Source organism: Ruegeria sp. YTSA168, assembly GCF_059610045.1.
Genome location: NZ_JBXWMW010000001.1, coordinates 44,388 through 68,635 on the forward strand (window position 1 = coordinate 44,388; position 24,248 = coordinate 68,635).

Consider the following 24,248-nt stretch of genomic DNA (forward strand, 5'->3'; position numbering starts at 1 on the left):
GCGCGTACCTTCTGGGGATGAGTACAGAGGTTCGCACTGGCTGGTCCAAACTTTTAAGACCCTTTCGCGGCGCGCCGCTGGGCTGGAGATTGCGACTGGCCGTTTTCGTGCTCTTGGCCGCCACTGTTGTGACGGTCTGGACAACGAACCGTTTGCTGACGGATCGCTTTACCGAAGATACGCGAAACAGGGCCGAGCTCAGGCTGACGCTCGACTCAGGCAACCTGGTCAGTGAGCTGCGCCGCAATGCCATCGTGCCGCAATTGCTGGCGCGGGATCCGACGCTGATTTCTGCCCTGCGCTCCAGCGACTATACGCTGTCGACCCAGCGCTTGATTTCATTTGTCGAAGAGATTGGCGCTGCGTCGCTGATGCTGCTGGATAGCGATGGGCGGTCTGTTGCCGCCACTGATCGTAACCGTCTGGGCGAGGCGCATCGTAACGCGCCTTATTTTGTGGATGCGATACGGTCAAATTCGACGATTTTCTCGGTCATCCCGCGTGAGGCCGGTGGCTATAGTTTTGTCTATTCACGCCGTATCCAGGGCAACTCGGACATACTCGGCGTGATCGTGGTCGAGGTCGATCTGCAGAAATTCGAAACTGCCTGGGCGCGGATTGCGCATGCAGTGCTGGTCACCGACAGCACGGGCAACATCATCCTGTCGACCGAACCACAATGGCGCGGATTGAATGAAGAGGCGGCGATGCTGCGTCAACCGCCGCTCAGCGCCATTCAACGCGCGATCCGCGTGACCACGGATTGGACCGCGCTGCCGCCGGATGCCTATCTTCAGGGTGAGGCGGTGATGCGGATGGAAAAACGCATTCCGTTTCGGGGCTGGCAAATGACATCTTTCACCACATTCGAGTCGGTGCGCGAGCGGGTGAACAGTGTTTTGGCGCTCGAGATCATGGGATTTGCGATTCTATTGGCGCTGGCCTTCTATGCGCTCAGCCGTCGGGCCACCTTGCGGATGACGTTGTTCCAGCGCGAGTCGGCAGAGCTTCGCGCATTGAACGCAAGGCTACAGCGGGAAATTGCTGAACGGGAACGGGTTGAAAAGACGCTGGATTTGGCCGAACAGACGCTTGCCCAAAGCTCGAAACTGGCCGCGTTGGGAGAGATGTCGGCAGCGGTGAGTCACGAGTTGAATCAACCTCTGGCTGCAATGAAAACTTATCTGGCCGGTGCACGGCTGCTGTTGCGCCGAAATCGGCCCGAAGAGGCATTGGCCAGCTTTGGCCGCATCGACGGTCTGATCGAGCGGATGGGCGCGATTACCCGGCAACTGAAATCCTATGCGCGCAAAGGGGCGGATGCGTTTTCACCCGTAAATCTTGGAGAAGCACTAGCTTCGTCACTGTCGATGATGGAACCTCAGTTGCGCCAAAGGCATGTGAAGATCACTCAGATCCTGCCCGAGGAACCGGTGCTTGTGAATGGTGATCGGATGCGCATCGAACAGGTCATGGTTAACCTGTTGCGCAATGCGCTCGACGCTACCAAATCGGTGGCTGAGCCGGATGTGGAGATTATCCTGGCTGCAGGCGATACGGCGGTGCTGACCGTGCGCGACAATGGCTATGGGATCGATGATATCGAGAACCTGTTCGAGCCGTTCTATACTACCAAGCAGCCCGGCGATGGCGTCGGGCTGGGGCTTGCCATCTCGTCCGGGATCGTGAACGACCATGGCGGACGGCTAACTGCGCGCAACGGCCAGCACGGCGGCGCGGTGTTTGAAATGCAATTGCCCATTTTGGGCAGTGACGGCCTTGAGGCCGCAGAATAAAAGGGAAGACTATGGCCCAAGCCATGAAGATCGCCATTGTGGATGATGAACAGGACATGCGCCAGTCGATCAGCCAATGGCTGGCATTGTCGGGGTATGACACCGAAACCTTTGCCAGCGCTGAGGATGCGCTGAAGGTTCTAGGCCCCGAATATCCGGGGATCGTGATCTCGGACATCAAAATGCCCGGCATGGACGGCATACAATTGCTGAAGAAGTTGATGGGGGCAGACAGCACTCTGCCGGTCATCATGATCACCGGGCACGGTGACGTGCCCATGGCGGTTGAAGCGATGCGCGTTGGCGCGTTCGATTTCCTTGAGAAGCCCTTTAACCCGGACCGTATGTCGGAATTGGCGAAGCGAGCCAGCAATGCCCGCCGTCTGACCTTGGACAACCGGGCCCTGCGTCGAGAGCTATCAGGCGGCACGCAGATCATGAACAAACTGATCGGTGCCAGCCCCGTGATGGAACGTTTGCGTGAGGATATTCTGGATCTTGGTCAAGCCGATGGTCACGTGCTGATCGATGGTGAGACGGGGACAGGTAAGACCCTTGTTGCGCACGCTCTGCATGCGGTGGGTAGCCGGGCGGGCAAGAAATTTGTTCTGGTTTCCTGCGCGGCACTGGAAGAAGAGGCTTTGTCCAAACGCCTGTTTGGCCCGATGATGCCCGAGGACGCCCAATTGCCCGCGATTGAAGAGGCGCGCGGTGGAACACTGGTTCTGGAAGACGTCGAAGCGTTGAGCGATACGCTGCAGGCGCGCTTGCTGAGCGTGATGAACGAACAGGGCACTCCGGCAGAAACGCGCATCGTAGCGATTTCGAACCTGCAAGAGGCTGGAAAGACCAGTGAAGACGTGCTGCGCCCTGATTTGTTTTACCGGCTGGCAGCGCTGCGGATCACCATGCCGCCTTTGCGCCAGCGGGGTGAGGATATCCTGACTCTGTTTACCCGTCTCAGCGAGCAGTTTGCCGAGGAATATGGCTGTGATTCACCGCAGGTCAGTGCACAGGAAGCCGCGCAACTGTTGCAGGCCCCTTGGCCAGGGAATGTGCGTCAATTGATCAACATTGCTGAGCGTGCGGTGCTGCAATCGCGGCGGGGGTCGGGGACGATTGCGTCATTGTTGATGTCGGATCACGAGGAAATGCAGCCGGTGATGACCACCGAAGGCAAGCCTTTGAAGGAATATGTCGAAGCGTTTGAGCGGATGCTGATCGACAACACGATGCGCCGCCACAAGGGATCGATCGCGTCGGTCATGGATGAGCTATGCCTTCCGCGCCGGACGTTGAACGAGAAGATGGCGAAATACGGTCTTCAACGATCGGATTATTTGTAAAGGAAGAGAGGGGGCCAGCCCCCTCTTGAGCCTCCGGCTCAATTCACCCCCGAGATATTTTTGGCCAGATGAAGGGGATCCTGCGCTGTGTTGGCGGGCGGGATGCAGTTTGCCCATTGTGTTTTCCACAGGACTGCTTTTATTGTGTCCGGACGGGCCGGACCTTTTTCGTGTCTTTAAGCCCCGATTTTTTGAGTTTCGCTGTTTTGCCAAAGGTGAACGTTGGTTTTCATCGCAAAGCAGACCGATTGTGCCCCGTTACATGGGGCAGTGGAGTGCCTGAGCCCGATGCGTCGGGCGAAAGGAATAAATGGGCAGGCAGCGGTGAGCCGCGCCTGTCGGAGAAGAACCGCGATGACGCGCGCGCAACGTTTGAAAGACCGGGCAGGGGGCCAAAGCGCCAGACCCTGCCGCGCGCCGTCTGATATCGCTCTGACAAGACACCTTCCCAAATGCGCCTGTCCGCCTGGACAGGTCAGGACAACGCGTTTGGCGCGGTGCACCAAGGACACATGGCTAAGAAAATGCTTATCGATGCCACCCACGCGGAGGAAACCCGCGTCGTGGTGGTCGACGGAAACAAGGTCGAGGAGTTCGACTTTGAATCCGAGAACAAACGCCAGCTTGCTGGCAACATCTATCTTGCAAAAGTAACACGGGTCGAGCCTTCGCTGCAGGCGGCCTTTGTGGATTATGGTGGGAACCGGCATGGTTTCCTGGCGTTTTCCGAGATTCATCCCGATTACTACCAAATCCCCGTCGCCGACCGTGAGGCGCTGATGGAGGAAGAGCGCGCTTATGCCGAGGCCATGAAGGCCCGGGATGAGGCGGAGGAGGTCAAGCCGAAAAGGCGCCGTCGCTCGCGGACCAAGGCGGCGGATGTGAAATCCGACGATGCGGTCGAGTCGATTGAAGTGTCGAACGAACCGACCGGCATGGAAACCATCGATCTGGAAGACGGTGAAGAAGCGGATCTGTCGGTTGAGGAAGGAACTTCGCCGGCGGATCGTGTTACCGAAACACCCGTTGAAGAACCGGTTGATGACGTTGAGACCTCTGATGACATGGCTGTCGAAGAGGCTGCGCAAGAGGTGGTGGAAGACGCTGCGCCGGAGGAGGTGTCCGAGGGTGAGGCGGTAACGGATGTCGAGGAGCCCGCGGAACCCGAACAGGCGGAGCCTTCCAGCGAAACCGAAGAGGAAAAAACTGACTCGGATACCGATGAAGGTGAAGAGGGTGAGGCGCGATCGGATGCGACTGAAAAAGACGCATCCATCGAATCTGTGGCTGACGAGGATGACAGCGAAGATATTCGACCGCCACGCAAACCCCGCCCGCGCCGGTACAAAATTCAGGAAGTCATCAAGGTCCGTCAGGTTCTGCTGGTTCAGGTTGTCAAGGAAGAGCGCGGCAACAAGGGTGCGGCGCTGACCACCTACCTGTCGCTGGCCGGTCGTTACTGTGTTCTAATGCCCAACACGGCCCGTGGCGGCGGCATTAGCCGTAAGATCACCAATGCACCTGATCGGAAAAAACTGAAAGAAATCGCCGCTGAGATCGACGTGCCAACAGGTGCTGGATTGATCATCCGGACCGCGGGGGCCAAGCGCACGAAGTCCGAGATCAAACGCGACTATGAGTATTTGCAGCGTCTGTGGGAGCAGATCCGCGAGCTGACGCTGAAATCCATCGCGCCTGCGAAGATCTATGAAGAAGGCGACCTGATCAAACGGTCGATCCGGGATCTGTATAACCGCGATATTGATGAGGTTCTGGTCGAAGGCGAAGGCGGTTACCGCATCGCTAAGGACTTCATGAAGATGATCATGCCGTCTCACGCCAAGAACGTGAAACGGTATGAGGATGCGCTGCCGCTGTTCGCGCGCTATCAGGTGGAAAGCTATCTGGCGGGGATGTTCAACCCGACCGTGCAGCTGAAATCGGGTGGCTATATCGTGATCGGCGTAACCGAAGCGCTGGTGGCGGTCGATGTGAACTCAGGGAGGGCGACCAAGGAAGGCTCGATCGAGGAAACGGCGCTGAAGACCAATCTTGAGGCTGCGGAAGAGGTGGCACGCCAGTTGCGCCTGCGCGACCTGGCGGGTCTGATCGTGATCGACTTCATCGATATGGACGAGCGCAAGAATAACTCGGCTGTCGAGAAGCGCCTGAAAGACAAACTGAAAACCGACCGTGCACGCATTCAGGTGGGCCGCATTTCTGGTTTTGGACTGTTGGAGATGTCGCGCCAGCGTCTGCGCCCCGGCATGCTGGAGGCGACCACGCAGCCGTGCCCGCATTGTCATGGCACCGGTCTGATCCGGTCGGACGACAATATGGCGCTGTCGATCCTGCGTCAGATCGAAGAGGAAGGCACCCGCCGCCGCTCACGCGAGGTTCTGGTGCGCTGCCCGGTTGGCATTGCCAACTTCCTGATGAACCAAAAGCGCGAGCATATCGCTCAGATCGAGGCCCGTTATGGCCTTTCGGTGCGTATCGAAGGGGATCTGCATCTGGTCAGCCCGGATTTCTCGATGGAGAAATTCAAGACGGCCAGTCGGATCGTGCCCGAGGCGACAGCCCCGGTTGTATCCGTCGATGCGTCGCTGATGGATTTGGTCGATGAGACCGATGAGGACGAGGTCGAGGAAGAAACCGTTCAGGCCGAAGAAGAGGTCAAGCCCAAGCGCAAACGTCGCCGCCGTCGCCGTAAGAAGGGCGGCAGCACATCCGAGCAGCAGGATGGGGATAATGACGCGTCCGATGCAGCCGCCGATGACGCGCCTTTGGAAGACAGCACCGAGGAAAGCGCTCAGGAAGACTCGGAGACCACAGGTGAAGAGGAAAAACCGGCCAAGCCGAAGCGCCGCCGGTCGCCACGCCGCAAGAAAAAAGACGTCGAACCTGTTGCGGCGGAGGTCGAGGTAGCGGATGCTGGGGTTCAGCAAGATCCTGAAGTGCAATCGACAGAGGATACATCGGTTGAGCCATCAGAACCTGCGACAGAGCTAGAAGTAGCCGAAGTAGTGGTCGAAGACGCGCCTGCTCCGGCAGCGCCTGAGCCGGAACAGGCTGAAGCTGAAATGGAAGCTGAAGACCCCGTTTCTGCCGAAGAGGTCACAGAACCCGCGGCCGAAGAAGTCCAGGCCGAGCCCGTTTTGGAAACCGTTGCGGAAGAGCCAGAGCAACCGAGCGACCCTGCCAAGCCCAAACGGCGCGGCTGGTGGTCGCTGGGCGGCTAAACCAAACAGAAAAGGCGGGCCATGTGCCCGCCTTTTTCATTGCCGGGGCCGGGCTATAATCAGCCTTGTTTCCGAATCAGATAGACCTGCTGCCCGTCCTCTTCACCTTGTGAGATCAGCTTATGGCCGCTCTCGGCACAGAAATGAGGAATGTCGATGACTGCGGCCGGATCATCGGCCAACACGCGCAGCACCGCGCCATCTGCCATGAATTTCAGCCGCTTGCGTGCCTTCAGCACGGGCAACGGGCAAAGCAGCCCCAAGGCATCAAGGGTCTCGGTTGGATGTGACATATGGGTCAGATATTTCGACTTTGTCATGGTGTCCAGCATGCAACCACGAGGTTGTGACCGAATGGCCCCGTGACGAAGCCGCCTGCATAACATATGTGCTGGTCTATGTTCGGAATAGATATCATCGACGCGGGACTTCTACCCGCCATGTTCATCGCCATGATCGGCGGGTTGATCAGCTTTTTGTCGCCCTGCGTATTGCCGATTGTGCCACCCTATCTGGCCTATATGAGCGGTGTGACCATCAACGAGATGCAGGATGAGGCGCGTGCCCGGCGCAAAGCCACGCTATCTGCGCTGTTCTTTGTGTTGGGTTTGTCGACCGTCTTTTTGTTGCTGGGGTTCACCGCTTCGGCCTTTGGGGCATTTGTTCTGAAGAATCAGGAGCTTTTTGCCAAAGCTTCGGGCGCGGTGGTGATCATCTTTGGCCTGCATTTCCTGAACGTGTTCCGTATCCCGCTTCTGGATCGTGAGGCGCGGGTCGAAACAGGTGATTCCGGAGGATCCGTGTTTGGGGCCTACATATTGGGTCTTGCCTTTGCCTTTGGCTGGACACCCTGCATCGGCCCGCAGCTTGGCGCGATCCTGTCGCTGGCCGCGTCCGAGGCTTCGGTGGCACGCGGCACGCTTCTGCTGGGCGTATATGCGGCGGGCCTGGGTATTCCGTTCTTGTTGGCCGCGATGTTCCTGAACCGCTCGATGAGCGTGATGAACCGGATCAAACCCTATATGGGTACGATTGAGAAAGTGATGGGTGGGCTATTGCTGTTCGTCGGAATCATGCTGATCACCGGTCTGTTCACCGAATTCAGCTGGTGGCTGCTGGAAACCTTCCCGGCGCTGGCGGTACTGGGCTGATCCATCTTACCTTGGCCGCAATGCTGCGTTAACCTGCGCAGCAGAAGGTAAGGCCATGAGCAGTCAGACAAAACAGCCACAGGTGCGCAGGCGGCGGGTGTTCTACATCCCTGGCTACGACCCGATTCCTGCCCGACGCTATCGAGAGCTGTATCGGACCGAATCCCAGCAGCAGGCTGAGATTTCGGGATATGACATCGCAATTGCGCCGAAATCGGGCGATGGGCCTTTTGGTTGGCAAGTCACCTCAACTCAAGACGGGGTTGAAGTAAAGACAGAGTTTGAGGTTCTGGTCTGGTCCGATATCGTTCGTGACAGCATGTCCGGGTCGATCTTGGAGACCTATCTACAGCTTGCCAGCACGGCCTGGATTTACATTTCGACTGGTACATTGCGGCGTCTGCGCAAGCTTCGAAAAGGGCCGGTGATTGCAGCGCTTTATCCTGTCGGGATGCTGCTTTTGCAACTGCTTGCCGCATTGGGCGTTGTGATCGGTTTAACCGCATTGCTGCAGATCTGGATCGGTGCGTGGTCGCTGTTGCCCGCACTGGCTTTGGCTTACACACTGCTGCACTGGTTCCGAAAGATCGACAATCGCCTGTTTGCCTACTACCTGATGCATGACTACGCTTATTCCGCGCGGTTGAACGGGGAAACACCGGCCGAGTTGCAACAGCGTCTGGATGAATTCGCCGCGTTGATCAGTGCTTCCTTGCAGGACGATGTGGATGAGGTTCTGATCGTCGGCCACAGCTCCGGAGCGCATTTGGGCGTGTCAGTCCTGGCCGATGTCATCCGTACCAACCAGGGCGCGCGGCGCGGTCCAACTCTGTCATTCCTGAGCCTGGGGCAGGTGGTCCCTATGGTTTCTTTCCTACCTGATGCCACGAAACTGCGGGGCGATCTGCGGTTTCTTTCAACGCAAGACACGGTGACCTGGGTGGATGTCTCGGCCCCCGGAGATGGGTGTTCCTTTGCGCTTTGTGATCCGGTCGCGGTCAGCGGCGTTGCCGGGCCGGATAAGATCTGGCCTTTGGTCCTATCAGCGGCCTTCACACAAACGCTTTCACCCGCGCGCTGGCACGCGCTGCGCTGGAGGTTTTTCCGACTGCATTTTCAGTATCTCTGCGCGTTCGACCAGCCCGGCACCTATGACTACTTCCGCCTTACCGCCGGGCCACAGACGCTGGGTGCGCGGTTCGCAGACCGACAACCATCGAAAACCCGCATCGAAACCCCTGTTTCCAAATACAGAAACGTCACTCCATGACGCCGCCCAAGCCAAAATCCCGCCCGGATCGCGTCTCGCTATGGCGTTACCTAAAACTGTTTCGGCAGGATTTGCTCTCGGCGCAACCTCAACGCCTCTATCGAGCCTGGATGGCTGAGTTTCGCACGCCGTTCTTCCGATCCTACATGATCAACCAGCCTGATCTGGTTGATACGGTTCTCAAAAAGCGACCGGATGATTTTCCGAAATCCAGCCGGATCAGCGAAGGGTTAAAGCCCTTATTGGGGAACTCAGTATTCCTGACCAATGGCGAGACGTGGAAACGCCAGCGGCGCATTATTGATCCGGCCTTTGAAGGTGGCCGTCTGAAAGATACCTTTCCGGCGATGCGAGCCGCGGCTGAGGCTTGCGTGGATCGGCTGTGCAACCACACAGGTCAGCAGATCGAATGTGAGGAAATCACCAGCCACGCCGCAGCCGATGTGATTTTTCGCACGCTGTTTTCCGTGCCGATCGAGAATGAAATCGCCACAGAGGTCTTTCAGAAGTTCCGCGCCTATCAACGTGCACAGCCTTTGTTGAACCTGGCCGCCTTTGTGCCTTTGCCGCGTTGGCTGCCACGGTTTCACTCTGGGAACACGCGCCGTAATGCAAGGGATATCCGCGCTCTGATTGGTCGGCTGACATCAGAACGGGCCAACGCGATCAAACAGGGGCAGGCCCCGGATGATCTGGCCACGAAGATCATGACCACATCTGATCCCGTCACGGGTGAGCGGTTCAGCACCGATGAAATGGTCGATCAGGTTGCGATCTTCTTTCTAGCGGGGCATGAAACCAGTGCCTCAGCATTGGCCTGGACGCTATTCCTGATGGCACTTTATCCGGAATGGCAGGAAAAGGTCGCAACCGAGGCCCAAGTACTGAATGATCAGACATTCAGCGCCATGTCTCGCCTCAAGATCAGCAGGGATGTCTTTCGCGAAGCGCTGCGTCTTTATCCGCCTGTCCCGATGATGGTGCGACAGAACACGTGCCCCGAACAGTTCCGCAACCGCGAGGTTCGCAAGGGCTCACAAATCGTCATCAGCCCCTGGCATCTGCATCGACAGGAAAGGTTATGGGACAATCCGGATGCGTTCGACCCCGCCCGCTGGAACACCGAGAATGGTAAGACCTGTCAGCGAGAGGCTTACATTCCTTTCTCGGCAGGCCCCCGTGTTTGCACAGGTGCCGGGTTTGCGATGGTCGAGGGGCCGTTGATCCTGTCTATGCTGCTGCGCACCTACAAATTCGAAACAATCCCCGGCAAAACGCCTGTTCCCGTCGCACATCTGACCGTCAGATCAAAGGATGGTATCTGGTTGCGCTTGGTTGAGCGCTAACAAACTACCATCCCCCCACGCCGTACTGTATTCGAAGGACAACGGAATCAGGTTTGAACGGGAAAGCATTATGTCCAAGGCAGAACAGCGCGCGCAGATGTCCACAGGCGCAGGGTTTATCGCAGCACTGGATCAAAGCGGTGGATCAACACCAAAAGCGCTGGCGCTTTATGGCGTGGATGCTTCGCACTATGGTTCGGACGAAGAGATGTTCGGGGAAATCCAGAAGATGCGTGCGCGGATCATTCTGGCGAATGATTTCACCAAGGACAAAGTGATTGGCGCGATCCTGTTTGAACGCACGCTGGGTGAGCAGATCGAAGGCCGGAAAGTGGCTGATTACCTGTGGTCGGTCAAAGGCATCGTACCGTTTTTGAAAATCGACAAAGGCCTGGAAGATCAGGCAAACGGTGTTCAGTTGATGAAACCGATTCCGGGTCTCGCTGAAACTCTGGGCAAGGCAGACGGTGTGTTCGGCACCAAGGAACGATCGGTTATTCATGAGGCAAACGCCGAGGGTATCGCAGCCGTGGTCGCGCAGCAATTCGACGTTGCACGCGAAGTTCTGGCCGCTGGAATGGTTCCGATCATCGAGCCCGAGGTGAACATCCATTCCGAGACCAAGGCCGAGGCCGAAGACCTTCTGAAGGCTGAAATCTTCAAGAACCTCGACCAGCTGGATGTAGGTCAGGATGTGATGCTGAAGCTGACGATCCCCAGCGTTGCGGGTTTGTATGATACGGTCGCGGATCACCCGCGTGTTGTACGTGTTGTTGCCCTGTCTGGCGGCTACTCGACCGAACAGGCCTGTGATCTGCTGGGGCAGAACGGTAAGATGATCGCGTCCTTCTCGCGCGCGCTGACCGAAGGGCTGTCAAAGCAACAGTCTGATGCGGAGTTCAACGCAGCCCTGAGCGGGAACATCGACAAGATTTTTAACGCTTCCTGCTAAGTACTAGATATGTTTGACAAAATCGCGGCGCATCTGCGCCGCTTTTTTGCGCAAGGCGCAGCCTTCGGCGTGATCATTGATCAATCCCATCGCCTGCATAAACGCAAAAACTGTCGTGGGCCCCACGAATTTCCATCCGCGTTTCTTCAAATCCTTCGACATAGCGATGGATTCCGCTGATGTTGAGGCGGTTTGCGGTGGCGGAGGGGTCTGAGGCTCGAACCGCCAGACATAGGCCGCAAAGGAGCCTTCGGAGGCCACCAGTTCCTGCGCGCGGCGGGCGTTGTTGATCACGGCTTCGATTTTGCCACGATGGCGGATGATGCCAGTGTCTTGTATCAGACGCTCGACATCTGCATCAGAAAACGCCGCCATCTTGTTGAAATCAAAGCCACAAAAAGCCGCGCGAAAATTCTCGCGCTTGCGCAGGATCGTCAGCCAGCTGAGGCCAGATTGAAAGCTTTCGAGGCAGATTTTTTCGAACAACCGTTGGTCATCGGCCACGGGGTATCCCCATTCATTGTCGTGATACTCCAAAAACTCCGGCGCGGCCTTGGCCCAGGCACATCTGGGATTACCATCCGGGCCGATAAATGTGTCGCTCATGCATGTACACTTTTTGTTCCTATCTGACGCTATACCGATTAGCGCAGGGCTGGCAAGGATCAAAGCTTGTTGCGATACCAGTTGAGGATAAATACGCGAATGGCCGAAGCGAGACCCGTTTCCGGGTCACGCTCGACATCAATATCGGCCGCCAAGGCGTTGATTGGTTGATTTTTTTCAAGCGCAATGTCCCGAAAGGCACGCCAGAATTCATCTTCTAAAGACACCGATGTGCGGTGCCCTTTGAGAGTCAAAGAGCGTTTGACGGGGCGACCGCTCATTCATCCAACTCATGATTGTTATGATCGCGTTTCTGCTTATCCTGCTGCAGTTTCACGACCTCTTTTTCAGCTTTGGTGCGCCCAAAGGCGACTGCGTCTTGATCTGCACGGGCCTTTTTCTCGGCCCGTGCTTTCTCTTTCCGATACCGGTTCAGATTGACCGGCTTACCCATCAGTCTTTCGGGCCAATCATCTGTTCGGGCCGCACGACGGCGTCAAAGGTTTCTTCATCGACAAAGCCCAGCGCGATGGCCTCTTCCTTAAGCGTCGTGCCGTTCTTATGCGCGGTTTTCGCAACCTTGGTGGCGTTGTCATAGCCGATCGTCGGGGCCAATGCCGTCACCAGCATCAACGATTCCTTCATCAGCTTGTCGATCCGCGGCTCGTTGGCCTTGATGCCCAGCAGCATACGCTCTGTAAAGCTGTCGGCGGCATCGCCCAGCAATTGGATCGACTGCAGAAGATTGTAAGACATCATCGGGTTGTAGACGTTCAGTTCGAAATGCCCCTGCGATCCGGCAAAGGTCATCGCGGCGTTGTTGCCCATCACATGGGCCGCGACCTGTGTCAGTGCCTCGGCTTGTGTCGGGTTTACTTTGCCAGGCATGATCGACGAGCCGGGCTCGTTCTCGGGCAGGATCAGCTCACCCAGACCGGACCGGGGGCCAGAGCCCAGAAAACGGATGTCATTGGCGATCTTGTAGCAGCTACCGGCAATCGTCGCCAAAGCACCGGACAAGAAGACCATGGCGTCATGGGCGGCCAGCGCCTCGAACTTGTTCGGAGCGGTTACAAAGGGCAGGCCGGTGATCTCGGCCATATGCCCGGCCACTGCCTCACCCCAGCCGTTCTGCGTGTTCAGGCCGGTGCCAACCGCCGTTCCGCCCTGCGCCAGCTCATAAATCCCGGGCATCGCGGCATGAACGCGGGCAATACCCTGACGGATCTGATGGGCGTACCCGCCAAATTCCTGACCCAATGTAAGGGGCGTCGCATCCTGTGTATGAGTCCGGCCGATCTTGATGATGTCTTTGAATTCTTCGGCCTTTTGTTCCAAGCCCGATGCCAGCTTCTCAAGGCCGGGCAGCAGAACATCACGCACGCTCATGGCCGTGGCGATATGCATGGCGGTGGGGAATGTATCGTTCGACGACTGGCCCATGTTGCAGTGATCGTTCGGGTGCACAGGGTCTTTCGAGCCGATAATGCCGCCCAGAATCTCGATGGCGCGGTTGGCGATGACCTCATTTGAGTTCATGTTCGATTGCGTGCCCGATCCAGTCTGCCACACGACCAAAGGGAAGTTGTCGTCAAACTTGCCTTCAATCACCTCACCTGCGGCCTGGATGATCGCATCGGCGATCTTGGCATCCAGCTTGCCGGTTGCCTTATTCTCGGTTGCGCAGGCTTTCTTGATCACGCCCAGCGCCCGCACGATGGCCACGGGCTGTTTTTCCCACCCGATGGGGAAGTTCATGATCGAGCGCTGCGTCTGTGCGCCCCAATATTTGTCGGCAGGAACCTCAAGCGGGCCAAAGCTATCGGTTTCGGTGCGGGTCTGAGACATCGGGTACTCCGTCTGGTATGCAGTCGTATGCCGTTTAGCTGCCATAAGCGTATCGCGCAATCGGCCAGTTGCGCGCACCTTAGCCCTATGGCTGCCAAAGGTATAGCGCCGGACTGCGTCATTTTGTTTATGCCCCGTGGTTTTGTGCCATTGTGCCCTGGGCCTGCTTAGCTAGAATAAACAGGCTTCGGTCGAGGAGGACGAGATGCCCGGTTCCATACGGTTTATGCCCTTGAAATCCATCGCGGCGGCTTTGGTCGCAACACTGTGGTTCGCGCTATTCAGCAGTGTCGCTCAGTCCGCTGAAATCGAGCCCTTCATCGGTGACTACATCGGATCCGCAAATGTGGTCGATACAGATGGCACATCAACCCCGCGCGATATGAGCGTTTCCATCCATGAGACCAGAAACGGTTTTAATGTCAGTTGGAAAACCACGACCTATAAGCTTGACGGGCGCGTGAAGGAGCAAAAATTCTCGATCGATTTCCGTGCCTCGGATCGGCCGGATGTGTTCTCAGCTGCGATGAAACGCAATGTGTTCGGGCATGAGGTGCCATTGGATCCGATGCAGGGCGAGCCCTTTGTCTGGGGTCGGATCGAAGGCGATACTCTGACTGTGTTTTCACTGTTTATCAATGAATCCGGCGGGTACGAACTTCAACAATATGACCGGACACTTGCTGAAGGCGGTCTGAACCTGTCATTCTCGCGCTTTATCGATGGTCAGAAATCTCGCTCGGTTGAAACCTTCCTGAAAAAGCAGTAAACCCCGCGTCGCGGCGGGGTTTAGAAGACTATTTACGGAAGCTGTCCAGCGAGACCACATCAGCGTCGTGATGTTCTTCGAGGTCTTCAACCTCGATCGATTCTTCGACCAGATCATCCTCATCCAGCTCATCCTCGGGGCTTTCAAAGCGCAGGCCAAATTCAACCGAAGGGTCAACAAAGGTTTTGATCGCCGCATAAGGGATATACAGCGGTTCGGGCGCGTCGCCGAAATTCAGCGTGATGGCAAAACCAGTATCCCCGACCTCAAGGTTTTCGAACCAATGCTGCATGACAATTGTCATCTCTTCGGGATAGCGATCATGCAGCCAGTCCGCGATTTGAACACCCGGTTCGCGAGTGTCGAAGGTGATGAAAAAATGATGGGCACCGGGCAGCCCGGTTTCGGACACATCGGTCAGAACAGTTTTGATAAGACCGCGCATGGCGGTGTGCATTAGGTTTCCATAGTCAATGTCTTGCGACATGGGGTATCCTCGAAAGTGGTCGTCCCTAGCATAGGCGTTTTGATGGGAAACGAAAGAGCCGGAATTGATGGATTGATCAAAGAAGATGCAGGCAAATTCCAGCGCCCATCATGATCGATAACACCGCTGCCATTCCCAATTTTACCCTAAAAACCAAGACCGCAGCGGCACTGGCCAGCAACAGCGCTGTGATGTCCAATGACCCAAGGGCGGGAACCGGAAGCGAAAGCAGCCCCCATTGAATCTGGGACACGTCCCGGAACAGAACATTCAGGGCAAACCACAGTGACAAGTTCAGAATCACACCCACGACCGAAGCCGTGATTCCCTGCAACGCTGCGGCCAGTCTAGGCCTCTCCGCGAGCCGATCCAGATAGGGGGCAGCCAGGAAAATCCAAAGAAAGCAAGGCACAAAAGTCGCCCAAAGCGCCACCGCACCCGCAGCAAGTGCCAGAGAGAGCCCACCGCTGATTTGACCCGTCAGCATAGCCACAAACTGCGTAACCAGGATCAACGGGCCTGGGGTGGTTTCTGCAAGGCCCAGCGCGTCAATCATCTGACCTGTGCTGATCCAGTTGTATTGGTCGACGACTGTCTGGGTCATGTAGGCCAGCACAGCATAGGCCCCGCCAAAGGTCACAACGGCAAGACGGGCAAAGAACCAGCCCAAATCGCTAAGCAATTGGTGCCCGGACAGCGACAGCGCGAACAGTGGGCTCAGCCACAGCGTTAGCCAGATCGCGGCAGTGCGAAAGGGATTGGCAAGGGTCGGAGCAGGGGCTGTCACCTCCTGCAGTGCTGCGCCTTTGAATGAGGCACAACCCCAACAGGCCGCTGCCAGAATAATCAGCGGAAACGGTATGTTGAACAGGAATATCCCCAGGAACCCCAACCCGGCGAGGACGCGGTGCTGCCTATCCGACAAAGCCTTGCGCGACAGGTTCCGAAGGGCTTGCAGAACAATGACGATCACCGTGGCCTTGATCCCAAGAAAACCAGCCTGAACCAAAGGTAGATTACCGAACGCCGCATAAAGCATAACCAGAACAGCAATGACCGCAGCACCGGGCAACACAAACAGGGTTCCGGCGATCAAACCGCCTGTGACGCCGCGCAGCCTCCAACCTGCATAAGTGGCAAGCTGCATGGCTTCGGGCCCCGGCAACAACATGCACAGCGACAAGGCTCTCAGGTAGGTTTGCTCGTCCAGCCAGGGTCTGCGCTCGACCAGTTCCTGATGCATCAGCGAGATCTGAGCCGCTGGCCCCCCGAAGGACAGCAACCCGATCCTGCCGAACACGCCAATCAGTTCGCGGAGCGTTGGTGTCATGACTTCCGGTCCGTCGGCCAATCGTGGGTTTCGTCAAACCCGTCGCGGGCCCAGCGATAGAGCGCATCATACAGATGCATTCCCGCCGTCAGGTTTTCGTGATCGTCGCGGTACTGCCGGGACAGGCCAACCGAAACGGCCAGCAAGCCGGCAGCCTCGGGGGCGAGGTCGTGGCGATTGGTATCCGCGGCCCGCACAACTGTCGCAAGCCGGTCCAAAGCATCCGACCGCAGGCGCAGCTCGTCCAGTAGTGTGTCGAATGTACAGCTGTTGCCTCGGTGGCTCCAGAATGTGTTTTCGATATCAAACGGTGTTGCGTTGAATTTCTCTGCAACGCTTTCCACTTCGGAGGGTGCGACGAATAAAAACCTGGCCTTCGGATCGACAAAACGCCGGATTAACCAGGGGCAGGCGATGCGGTCTATTTTGGGCCGATGGCGTGTGACCCAGACTGTGTGACCGTTGAGGACGGACGGCAAGGACGTAGTAGGGATGCGCAGGCTTTCGGGAAGGTCGCGCCAGCCATACATGCCACCTTCAAGATATTCTGCGGCACAGCCTTCACTGCGCAGCCATGAAACGACCCCTTGGCTGAGTTTCTTTCCTTTTTGGCAGATAATCACGCTGGGGCTATTCGACACACGTTGAATGAGGCCGGCAATATCAGTGGCTGGATGACGGGCTGACCCGGCGATCAGATAGGGGTCGGCCTCAAAATCTGCGTCCAGGCAGATATCCACAAGCATCGGAGCTTGGGGTGTTCCAATCAAGCGCAACAGTTGCTTTGGGGTAATGGAGTTTGGCGATGCCATAGCATGTTTCCTTGCAATCTCGGATACATGCGAAACTTGGGCTTGCGCCTCACGGGGCGTTCGCAATCTTACCCCATGGCCCTTGCTAACGTGCAAGCGGCCAAAGGGTCAAGATTGTGCGGGTTTGATTTAAACCCAATCCAATCGCTGCCCCGTCATGCAAACCGGCAGCGTATCCTCTGGGAACTGACCAAGCTGTTCGAAAAGAGAGACAAAATCGAACTGGTTATAAGCCTCAACCATCTTGTCACCTTTGAAGCGTGCCATCACCTGACCTGTCACCTCCAGCGGGGCGCCATTGTCGGCGCGGAAGGTTTTGACATGAAGGATTGCCGATACCCAATCACCGTTTTCGACGATCTTGGGCATCTCAACTGAAATCTCGCCCAGAATATGCCGAAAGGCCATGACGAGATCACGGAAGTCATCCGCACCGACTTGCATTTCAGGGATCAACCCTTCTGCCATTGTGTCGGGCGCGAAATACTGATCAATCGCATCGGTGTTTCCTTGTTCCCAAACCTCGGCATACCAGGCTTTGAGTGTATCTGTATGAGTCATCCCGGCTCTCCTATCTGTTTGAGACGACAGTGAGCAAAAGGAATGAAGAAACTCTAAATCTGCGCAGAAAAAGAATTAAACTCAGACATAAGATGAATTGGAAATGCAGGTTTCTGTTGCCAGGTACCTGCGAACCCCGCCTTACGCGGCTAGGCGCAAGGGCTTAAGTTTCGGTCTTGCTACTGCTTACGCAGCAACTGCAACCGGAGCACGATTGTCGTTTGCAATTGTACTAGTTTCGCCGGTAACGGTGGCAGACAGCCGAGACAAAGCTAACCCCTTTAGACGTTCGTCGATCCTATTTCGGCCCCAAAATCCTCAAACGAAGGATGGTTGGTGGAGCCGCCGGGTACCGCCCCCGGGTCCGATCCGCTTATTACGAGCGCGTTTATGTCCATAGTCCCGAAGGACATACCCTATATAGGTGAGGTTTCTTCGGGTTGCAAATCCTGAATGAATGAAGGCTGTCCATTATTTTACAGTATGTTACGCAGCTTTGTTGAAGTTCGCTGCAATCAGCCAGATCGCCAACACAAGTTCGATTCCACCAAACGTCGCGGCTTTAACAAACGGTGGGTTGTCCAGCACTAGAGACACGAACCGCCCCAATGCGGCCCCGGCATAGACCACGCCCAGCATGGCATAGGCCATCGGTGCGTTCAGCCAGATCACCGCGATCCCGGTGACGACAAACAGCCCACCGACCGAAGCGCGTAGCTCGCTTAACCCCATGTTGCTGTTCGTGGGCGCAAGATCTAACGCGTTGGCCGTATAGGCCGGGGCCAGAAACCCGAAAAGGCCAAAGCCAATAGTAAGCAACGCGGCAATTACGTTCAGGGTGGTGATCATGTCGGCCTCAGAAATAATACAGTCTGCTACAGATAATCTGTTGGTTTGCAAAGGAAAGGTAAAGGAAAGGTATTGTTTGATCAGGCGGGTTTGCGTTTGCGTTCGGCCACATCCTGGGCCAGTTGCCGTGTATAGGTTTCCAGTTCGACCAATGCGGAATCGACGGTTTCAGCGTTCATGGCTTCCAGCGCATCTGCAATTTTCAAATGATATTCTATGATCGCTTCGCGGGATCGGGCAGTAAAGGTGATCATGTTCATCAAGGGCTGCATGGCCTCGACCGCGCCAGCCAGCTGATAGGACAGAACCGGATTACCAGCACCATCGACAAGCGCCCGGTGAAAAGCCACATCTGATGCGCAGAACGCTTCGTCTGTCAGACCGGGCTGGGCTTGTCGAAAAATCTCGGCCCGCATCGTGGCCAGTTGGTCCGCCGTGCGACGCTTCGCCGACAAGGGTGCGCAGGCGCGTTCCAGCGCATACCGCGCCTCACACGCCGTATCGAACCGCACTGCATTCATCGACAAAAGCAATGTCGAGGTGGTGATTTGCTGAGAATAGGCATCCTCAAAGCTGAGTCGATTGACAAAGGCACCGCCGGTCGCGCCGCGCTGGGTCCTGATCAGAGACTGTGCCGCCAGTCGTTTCAGTGCCTCACGCACGGTCGGGCGCGACACCTGAAATTGTTCTGCAAGCTCTGATTCCGACGGCAGACGCTCATCGACAATCAATTGGCCGGATACGATCGCGTCCCTGATGGCCTGCGCGATTTGGGCCGACAAATCAGCTGGTTTCTGAGGGTCGATCTTCATGTCTGCACGCCTGAGGGTCAGATTTTATTTGTCTGACATTTAAAAGTCTGACATTTGAATTGCAAGGACTGAGTCGGGAGGGGCGCATGAGTCGCGCGGTTCTACGCACTGGAACATGGCTGGGCTTTTACGCAGCCATTCTATGGGCGTGGTGGATAATGTTCTCGATGAGCCGCGAGATGGATCTGGATTGGATCGGTCGGCCCGGCCCAATGGGGCAGGCCATGGCGGCGATGGACCCGCGGATGGACATGTACATGCCCATGGCAGAGTTCGCTCCGCTGTTCTGGATGTGGGCCATCATGATGGCCGCGATGATGCTGCCAACCTTGGTTCCAACACTGCGCAGCTATGATGATCTGATCCACAGCGCCAACGGAACGCGTGCCGGGTGGCTGGGTGTTCTGGCCGGGTACGCGGTTGTCTGGGTCGGGTTTGCGGCTCTGATTACAGGGATTCAGCTTATTTTGCTGTTCGGCGGGGTGGTCGATATGCTGGGGATTGCCAAATCCGGCTGGGTCGCCGGTGGGTTGATGATTGTTGTCGGTGCATTCCAGTTCTCACGCGTAAAAGAGGTGTGTCATGGGGTGTGCCACGCACCAATGACTTACTTTCTGGGACATTGGAAAACAGGCTTCACCGGCGGTGTGCGTATGGGCTTGGGCTTGGGTGCGTTCTGTGTCGGATGTTGCTGGGGCTTCATGGTGCTTGGCTTCGTCGGTGGCGTCATGAGCTTGCTTTGGATGGGTCTGGCGACGGTGTTCATGGTGTTGGAGAAACTTCCCCAAATCGGGCATCGCGTGACGCGGCCCATGGGGTTTCTATTAATTGCAGGTGGTGTGCTGTTGCTGGCGTTCCCCTTGAACTACGGAGGATAAGCGAATGGCTAAGAACAGAAAGATTGATGCCGATAGGCTGCCAATCAGCCAGCGGATCGACAGTCGGATGCCCAATCCCAAGCGGCGCGAGATGAGCCCGACGGAGTGGGGCATCAAAGGCGAGCTGATCCTGAACTGTTCCTGCGATGTGTTTTGTCCTTGTGTTGTCTCACTGGGCGCACATCCCCCGACCGAGGGCCATTGCCATGCGTGGATGGGCGTGATCATCGACGAGGGGCATTACGAGGGCGAAGACCTCAGCGGTCTGAACGTGGGTCTGCTGGTCGATATTCCCGGTCGCATGGGCGAGGGGCAATGGAAGGTTGCCGCCTATGTTGACGAACGCGCCAGCGGCAAGGCCTATAACGGGTTGCTGCAGATATTCAGCGGTCAAGCGGGCGGCACTACGGGCTTGTTTACCATGCTGGTGAGCGAGATTATCGGGGCCGAGCGTGCTCCGGTCCAGATCGAACGCGATGGGACCAAGCGCCGGATTGTGATCGGCCGTAAAATTCAGGGCGAGATTGAAATGCTGGCCGGGAAAGACCCCGAACATCCGGTGATGGTCTCGAATTCGAAATACTGGATGGGGCCGGATATCATCGTTGCGCGTGGATTGAAATCCAAGGTTCGGGACTATGGTCGCGTTTGGGATTTCGGAGGCAAATCCGCCGAGATTTGCCCGATCGACTGGCACGGACCAAAGTGATGATTACCGGAGCCTATGCCCGTGAAATGGCGCGGTATAATCATTGGCAAAACAACCAGTTGTCAGAGTTCCTTGAGGCGCTGACTGAAGAAGAGTTGACCCGCGAACGCGGTGCGTTTTTCGGCTCGATCTTGGGCACCGCGAACCATCTTCTCTGGGGCGACTGGATCTGGATGTCACGTTTCGACAAGGGCGATGGACCCGAGGCCAATATCCATCGTCCCGGCGGCGGAATCCATGAAAGCGTGTATCTGTGCCCTGATCTGGACAGCTTGCTGAGCCTGCGAAACCCTATGGATACCCGTATCTCAGACTGGGCAGAGACGCTGGGAAATGATCCCATATCAGGGCTATGTACCTGGTATTCGGCGTCAAAAGAAGCCGACGTTACATTGCCTTACGCGCAATGCATCATGCACTTTTTCAACCATCAGACGCATCACCGCGGTCAGTTACACAAAATGCTGACCGAGACCGGCTCTGGCGCGCCGGTCAGCGATCTGTGTTTCATGCCAACGGAGGGCTGAATGCCGCAAATATCGTTGTCTCGCCGTCTGCGGCGCACACCATTCTCGGAAGGTGTCGAGGCCGCAGGGGTCAAAGGCTATACGGTCTATAACCGCATGCTGTTGCCGACGGTGTTCGAAAGCGTCGAGGCAGACTACCGTCATCTTAAGTCCCATGTGCAGGTTTGGGATGTCTCCTGCGAGCGACAAGTGGAACTGCGCGGGCCGGACGCTGCGCGACTAATGCAGATGCTGACGCCGCGCGATCTGCGGGGCATGCTGCCGGGGCAGTGCTACTATGTGCCTATCGTGGATGAGACCGGCGGTATGCTAAACGATCCGGTGGCGGTGAAACTGTCTGAAGATCGCTGGTGGATATCCATCGCTGACAGCGATTTGCTGTTGTGGGTCAAAGGCTTGGCCAATGGCTACCGGCTGGACGTGTTGGTGGATGAGCCGGACGTATCACCTCTGGCCATTCAGGGGCCCAAGGCCGAAGAGTTGTTGGCGCGGGTGTTCGGGGACCGGGTGCGCGATATTCGGTTCTTCAAATTCGATATGTTTGAATTCGAGGGGCGCGATCTGGCCGTTGCCCGCTCGGGTTATTCCAAGCAGGGCGGGTTCGAGATTTATGTCGAGGGTGGTGATATCGGGATGCCGCTGTGGAATGCGATTTTTGATGCGGGCCAAGATTTGCAGGTGCGCGCAGGGTGCCCGAACCTGATCGAACGGATCGAGGGCGGGTTGTTGTCTTATGGCAATGACATGACAGACGACAACACGCCGCATGAATGCGGATTGGGCAAGTTCTGCAATACGCATACGGCGATTGGCTGTGTCGGCAGGGACGCTTTGTTGCGCGTTGCCAAGGAAGGCCCGGTGCAGCAAATTCGCCCGATTGCGATTGAGGGCGACGCGGTACCGCCCTGCGTGGAGCCTTGGCCCGTTTATGCAGACGGAAAACAGGTCGGTCAGGTGACATCGTCTGCCTGGTCACCTGATTTCGCGACCAATGTTTCCATTGGGATGATGCGATTGAGCCATTGGGACACAGGAACCAAGCTTGAGGTGGAAACGCCTGATGGGATGCGGAACGCAACGGTACAGGGGCATTTTTGGATCTGACACGGGGGAAGGGGGCTCTGCCCCCGTCGCTGCGCGACTCCCCCGGGATATTTTGGGCCAGGTGAAATGATGGGCCGGGCCAGAGAGAACGAAAGGACTATGAATATGTTCAATGCATTGGTGATGGATAAGGATGAAGAAAGCGGCCTGGCGAACGCTTCGGTCAAGCAACTTTCGACCGAAGATCTGCCGCATGGCGAGGTGACCGTTGCCGTTGAGTATTCGACGGTGAACTACAAGGACGGGCTGTGCCTGTCGCCGAAAGGGGGTGGTTTGGTCCGGAACTACCCACATGTGCCAGGGATCGATTATGCCGGAACGGTCGAGGCCTCATCGGACGACCGCTACAAGCCGGGCGACAAGGTTGTTCTGACTGGTTGGCGTGTGGGAGAGGCTCATTGGGGTGGGTATTCACAGAAAGCCAATGCGCGGGCCGATTGGCTGGTTCCCTTGCCGGACGGTCTGGATGCACGGCAGGCGATGGCGGTTGGTACGGCGGGCTTTACCGCGATGCTGGCCGTCATGGCGCTGGAAGATCATGGGCTGACACCGGATCACGGGCCTGTGCTGGTAACAGGGGCCGCGGGTGGTGTTGGGTCAGTGGCGACCGCGATCCTGGGGCAGCTTGGCTATGAGGTTGCGGCTGTAACCGGGCGACCCGAGACTGGGGATTATTTGAAATCGCTGGGGGCAACGACGATTGTACCGCGCGAAGAGCTCAATGAAACCACCAAACGCCCGTTGGAAAGCGAAACCTGGGCCGGGTGTATTGATGCCGTTGGCGGTGACATGCTTGCGCGCGTCTTGGGTCAGATGAAGTATGGCTGTTCGGTCGCGGCTGTGGGTCTTGCAGGCGGCGCGGCCCTGCCAACCACGGTGATTCCCTTCCTGCTGCGCGGCGTGAACCTGTTGGGCATCGACAGTGTGATGCAGCCCTATGACAACCGCGTTCGGGCCTGGCAGCGGATCGCAAGCGATCTGCCAATGGAGAAGCTTGAGGCGATGGTGCATCCCGCAACCTTGTCTGATCTGCCAACACTTGGCGCAGATATCCTGAAAGGTCAGGTTAAAGGGCGCGTTGTGGTCGACGTCAACGCCTGATTTGATACCACGGTAAGGGCAGGTCATGTTATGGGCCTGCCCTTGCTGATTAAAAGCTGGCGAAAACGACCGAAACTCTGCTGGTCATTGCCGCAATTCCTGCCCATGATTGCTATACATCCCAAATGTGATGGCGTAAGACCCATCCAAACAGCACTTGAAGACGGGGAGTGAGCAGCATGTCTGACGACTTCGAACTGGACACCGATGATCTGAAACGCCGCATGGATGGCGCCATGTCCAACCTCAAAACAGAATTTGCATCATTGCGGACGGGTCGGGCCTCGGCTTCGATGCTGGAACCGGTGATGGTGGACGCCTATGGGTCGATGACACCGATCAACCAGGTTGGCACGGTCAATGTGCCGGAACCGCGGATGGTAACGGTCAATGTCTGGGACAAAGGCCTTGTAGGCAAAGTCGAAAAAGCGATCCGCGAAAGTGGTTTGGGGATCAATCCTCAGTTGAATGGCACGATCATCATGTTGCCGATCCCGGAACTGAACGAAGAACGCCGCCGCGAGCTGGGGAAGGTTGCGGGGCAGTACGCCGAAAGCGCGCGGGTTTCGATCCGCAATGTGCGCCGTGACGGGATGGACCAGATCAAAAAGGCCAAATCGGACGGCATGTCCGAGGATGACCAGAAGTTCTGGGAAAGCGAAGTTCAGGACCTGACGGATGCGATGATTAAGGCTGTTGATGCAGCGCTTGAGACCAAGCAGTCCGAAATCATGCAGGTCTGAGCTTATCTT

Annotated in this window: 25 protein-coding genes and 1 other RNA gene; 14 read left to right on the forward strand and 12 right to left on the reverse strand. The window is 56.8% G+C overall.

Going from position 1 to position 24,248, the window contains the following annotated elements; translation table 11 throughout:
* The first annotated feature begins 17 nt into the window (after nt 1-17).
* From AC2FFE_RS00220 to AC2FFE_RS00230, 3 genes are all read left to right on the forward strand, one after another.
* The gene (locus AC2FFE_RS00220; RefSeq protein WP_496818341.1) at nt 18-1,796 is read left to right on the forward strand and encodes a sensor histidine kinase; all 1,779 of its coding nucleotides are present in this window, start codon (nt 18-20) and stop codon (nt 1,794-1,796) included.
* Between the two features lie 11 nt (nt 1,797-1,807).
* Nucleotides 1,808-3,142, forward strand: a complete 1,335-nt coding sequence (locus AC2FFE_RS00225) for a sigma-54-dependent transcriptional regulator (RefSeq protein ID WP_496818342.1) — start codon at nt 1,808-1,810, stop codon at nt 3,140-3,142.
* Between the two features lie 512 nt (nt 3,143-3,654).
* Nucleotides 3,655-6,384, forward strand: a complete 2,730-nt coding sequence (locus AC2FFE_RS00230) for an Rne/Rng family ribonuclease (RefSeq protein ID WP_496818769.1) — start codon at nt 3,655-3,657, stop codon at nt 6,382-6,384.
* Between the two features lie 59 nt (nt 6,385-6,443).
* On the opposite strand, the gene AC2FFE_RS00235 is transcribed toward AC2FFE_RS00230, so the two are convergent.
* Nucleotides 6,444-6,677, reverse strand: a complete 234-nt coding sequence (locus tag AC2FFE_RS00235; protein WP_496818770.1) for a sulfurtransferase TusA family protein — start codon at nt 6,675-6,677, stop codon at nt 6,444-6,446.
* 105 nt (nt 6,678-6,782) lie between these two features.
* Between AC2FFE_RS00235 and AC2FFE_RS00240 the strand changes: the two genes are divergently transcribed.
* The 4 genes from AC2FFE_RS00240 (at nt 6,783) to AC2FFE_RS00255 (ending at nt 11,103) form a co-directional block, all read left to right on the forward strand.
* Complete coding sequence (locus tag AC2FFE_RS00240) at nt 6,783-7,535, forward strand: cytochrome c biogenesis CcdA family protein (protein ID WP_496818343.1); 753 nt, start codon at nt 6,783-6,785, stop codon at nt 7,533-7,535.
* Nucleotides 7,536-7,590: 55 nt separating this feature from the next.
* Entirely contained in the window at nt 7,591-8,805 is a 1,215-nt protein-coding gene (locus AC2FFE_RS00245) for a hypothetical protein (protein WP_496845553.1), read from the forward strand.
* Entirely contained in the window at nt 8,802-10,151 is a 1,350-nt protein-coding gene (locus AC2FFE_RS00250; RefSeq protein WP_496845554.1) for a cytochrome P450, read from the forward strand. The genes AC2FFE_RS00245 and AC2FFE_RS00250 overlap by 4 nt, the downstream gene beginning before the upstream one ends.
* Before the next feature lie 70 nt (nt 10,152-10,221).
* A complete protein-coding gene (locus AC2FFE_RS00255) occupies nt 10,222-11,103 on the forward strand; it encodes a fructose bisphosphate aldolase (RefSeq protein WP_496818346.1) in 882 nt (293 codons plus the stop codon).
* 3 nt (nt 11,104-11,106) lie between these two features.
* Here AC2FFE_RS00255 and AC2FFE_RS00260 read toward each other — a convergent pair whose 3' ends face one another.
* Genes AC2FFE_RS00260 through fumC form a run of 4 tightly spaced genes read right to left on the reverse strand, consistent with a single transcriptional unit; the run spans nt 11,107 to nt 13,557 of the window.
* Complete coding sequence (locus AC2FFE_RS00260) at nt 11,107-11,709, reverse strand: DNA-3-methyladenine glycosylase I (protein ID WP_496818347.1); 603 nt, start codon at nt 11,707-11,709, stop codon at nt 11,107-11,109.
* Between the two features lie 59 nt (nt 11,710-11,768).
* On the reverse strand, nt 11,769-11,990 hold the full coding sequence (locus AC2FFE_RS00265) for a ribbon-helix-helix domain-containing protein (protein ID WP_496818348.1): 222 nt from the start codon (nt 11,988-11,990) through the stop codon (nt 11,769-11,771).
* On the reverse strand, nt 11,987-12,163 hold the full coding sequence (locus AC2FFE_RS00270; RefSeq protein ID WP_496818350.1) for a DUF4169 family protein: 177 nt from the start codon (nt 12,161-12,163) through the stop codon (nt 11,987-11,989). Before AC2FFE_RS00270 ends, AC2FFE_RS00265 begins: the two co-directional genes overlap by 4 nt.
* A complete protein-coding gene (gene fumC / locus AC2FFE_RS00275; RefSeq protein WP_496818351.1) occupies nt 12,163-13,557 on the reverse strand; it encodes a class II fumarate hydratase in 1,395 nt (464 codons plus the stop codon). Before fumC ends, AC2FFE_RS00270 begins: the two co-directional genes overlap by 1 nt.
* A 205-nt stretch (nt 13,558-13,762) precedes the next feature.
* Between fumC and AC2FFE_RS00280 the strand changes: the two genes are divergently transcribed.
* Entirely contained in the window at nt 13,763-14,326 is a 564-nt protein-coding gene (locus AC2FFE_RS00280; RefSeq protein WP_496818352.1) for a hypothetical protein, read from the forward strand.
* A 28-nt stretch (nt 14,327-14,354) separates the two neighbouring features.
* On the opposite strand, the gene AC2FFE_RS00285 is transcribed toward AC2FFE_RS00280, so the two are convergent.
* From AC2FFE_RS00285 to AC2FFE_RS00315, 7 genes are all read right to left on the reverse strand, one after another.
* Nucleotides 14,355-14,813 carry an SspB family protein gene (locus AC2FFE_RS00285; protein WP_496845555.1) on the reverse strand — a complete coding sequence of 153 codons (459 nt, stop codon included), beginning with the start codon at nt 14,811-14,813 and terminating at the stop codon, nt 14,355-14,357.
* Nucleotides 14,814-14,889: 76 nt separating this feature from the next.
* Nucleotides 14,890-16,143 (reverse strand): chromate efflux transporter, encoded by a 1,254-nt coding sequence (chrA, locus tag AC2FFE_RS00290; RefSeq protein WP_496845556.1) that lies wholly within the window; start codon nt 16,141-16,143, stop codon nt 14,890-14,892.
* Nucleotides 16,140-16,955: a chromate resistance protein ChrB domain-containing protein gene (locus tag AC2FFE_RS00295; RefSeq protein ID WP_496818356.1), complete on the reverse strand. Its 816-nt coding sequence runs from the start codon at nt 16,953-16,955 to the stop codon at nt 16,140-16,142. Before AC2FFE_RS00295 ends, chrA begins: the two co-directional genes overlap by 4 nt.
* A gap of 129 nt (nt 16,956-17,084) precedes the next feature.
* Nucleotides 17,085-17,516: an ester cyclase gene (locus AC2FFE_RS00300; protein ID WP_496845557.1), complete on the reverse strand. Its 432-nt coding sequence runs from the start codon at nt 17,514-17,516 to the stop codon at nt 17,085-17,087.
* Nucleotides 17,517-17,618: 102 nt separating this feature from the next.
* Nucleotides 17,619-17,966, reverse strand: a transfer-messenger RNA (tmRNA) gene (gene ssrA / locus AC2FFE_RS00305).
* A gap of 36 nt (nt 17,967-18,002) precedes the next feature.
* Nucleotides 18,003-18,365, reverse strand: a complete 363-nt coding sequence (locus AC2FFE_RS00310; protein WP_496818358.1) for a DUF4345 family protein — start codon at nt 18,363-18,365, stop codon at nt 18,003-18,005.
* Nucleotides 18,366-18,445: 80 nt separating this feature from the next.
* Complete coding sequence (locus AC2FFE_RS00315) at nt 18,446-19,177, reverse strand: FadR/GntR family transcriptional regulator (protein WP_496818359.1); 732 nt, start codon at nt 19,175-19,177, stop codon at nt 18,446-18,448.
* A gap of 86 nt (nt 19,178-19,263) precedes the next feature.
* Between AC2FFE_RS00315 and AC2FFE_RS00320 the strand changes: the two genes are divergently transcribed.
* The 6 genes from AC2FFE_RS00320 (at nt 19,264) to frr (ending at nt 24,239) form a co-directional block, all read left to right on the forward strand.
* Nucleotides 19,264-20,055, forward strand: coding sequence for a DUF2182 domain-containing protein (locus AC2FFE_RS00320; protein WP_496818361.1), 792 nt, complete (start codon nt 19,264-19,266; stop codon nt 20,053-20,055).
* A gap of 4 nt (nt 20,056-20,059) precedes the next feature.
* Nucleotides 20,060-20,764 carry a DUF1326 domain-containing protein gene (locus tag AC2FFE_RS00325; protein WP_496818362.1) on the forward strand — a complete coding sequence of 235 codons (705 nt, stop codon included), beginning with the start codon at nt 20,060-20,062 and terminating at the stop codon, nt 20,762-20,764.
* Complete coding sequence (locus AC2FFE_RS00330) at nt 20,764-21,291, forward strand: DinB family protein (RefSeq protein WP_496845558.1); 528 nt, start codon at nt 20,764-20,766, stop codon at nt 21,289-21,291. The genes AC2FFE_RS00325 and AC2FFE_RS00330 overlap by 1 nt, the downstream gene beginning before the upstream one ends.
* Nucleotides 21,292-22,395, forward strand: coding sequence for a dimethylsulfoniopropionate demethylase (locus AC2FFE_RS00335; RefSeq protein WP_496818364.1), 1,104 nt, complete (start codon nt 21,292-21,294; stop codon nt 22,393-22,395).
* 105 nt (nt 22,396-22,500) lie between these two features.
* Entirely contained in the window at nt 22,501-23,496 is a 996-nt protein-coding gene (gene acuI, locus AC2FFE_RS00340; protein ID WP_496845559.1) for an acryloyl-CoA reductase, read from the forward strand.
* Between the two features lie 179 nt (nt 23,497-23,675).
* Nucleotides 23,676-24,239: a ribosome recycling factor gene (frr, locus tag AC2FFE_RS00345; protein WP_496818366.1), complete on the forward strand. Its 564-nt coding sequence runs from the start codon at nt 23,676-23,678 to the stop codon at nt 24,237-24,239.
* The last annotated feature ends 9 nt before the right edge of the window (nt 24,240-24,248 follow it).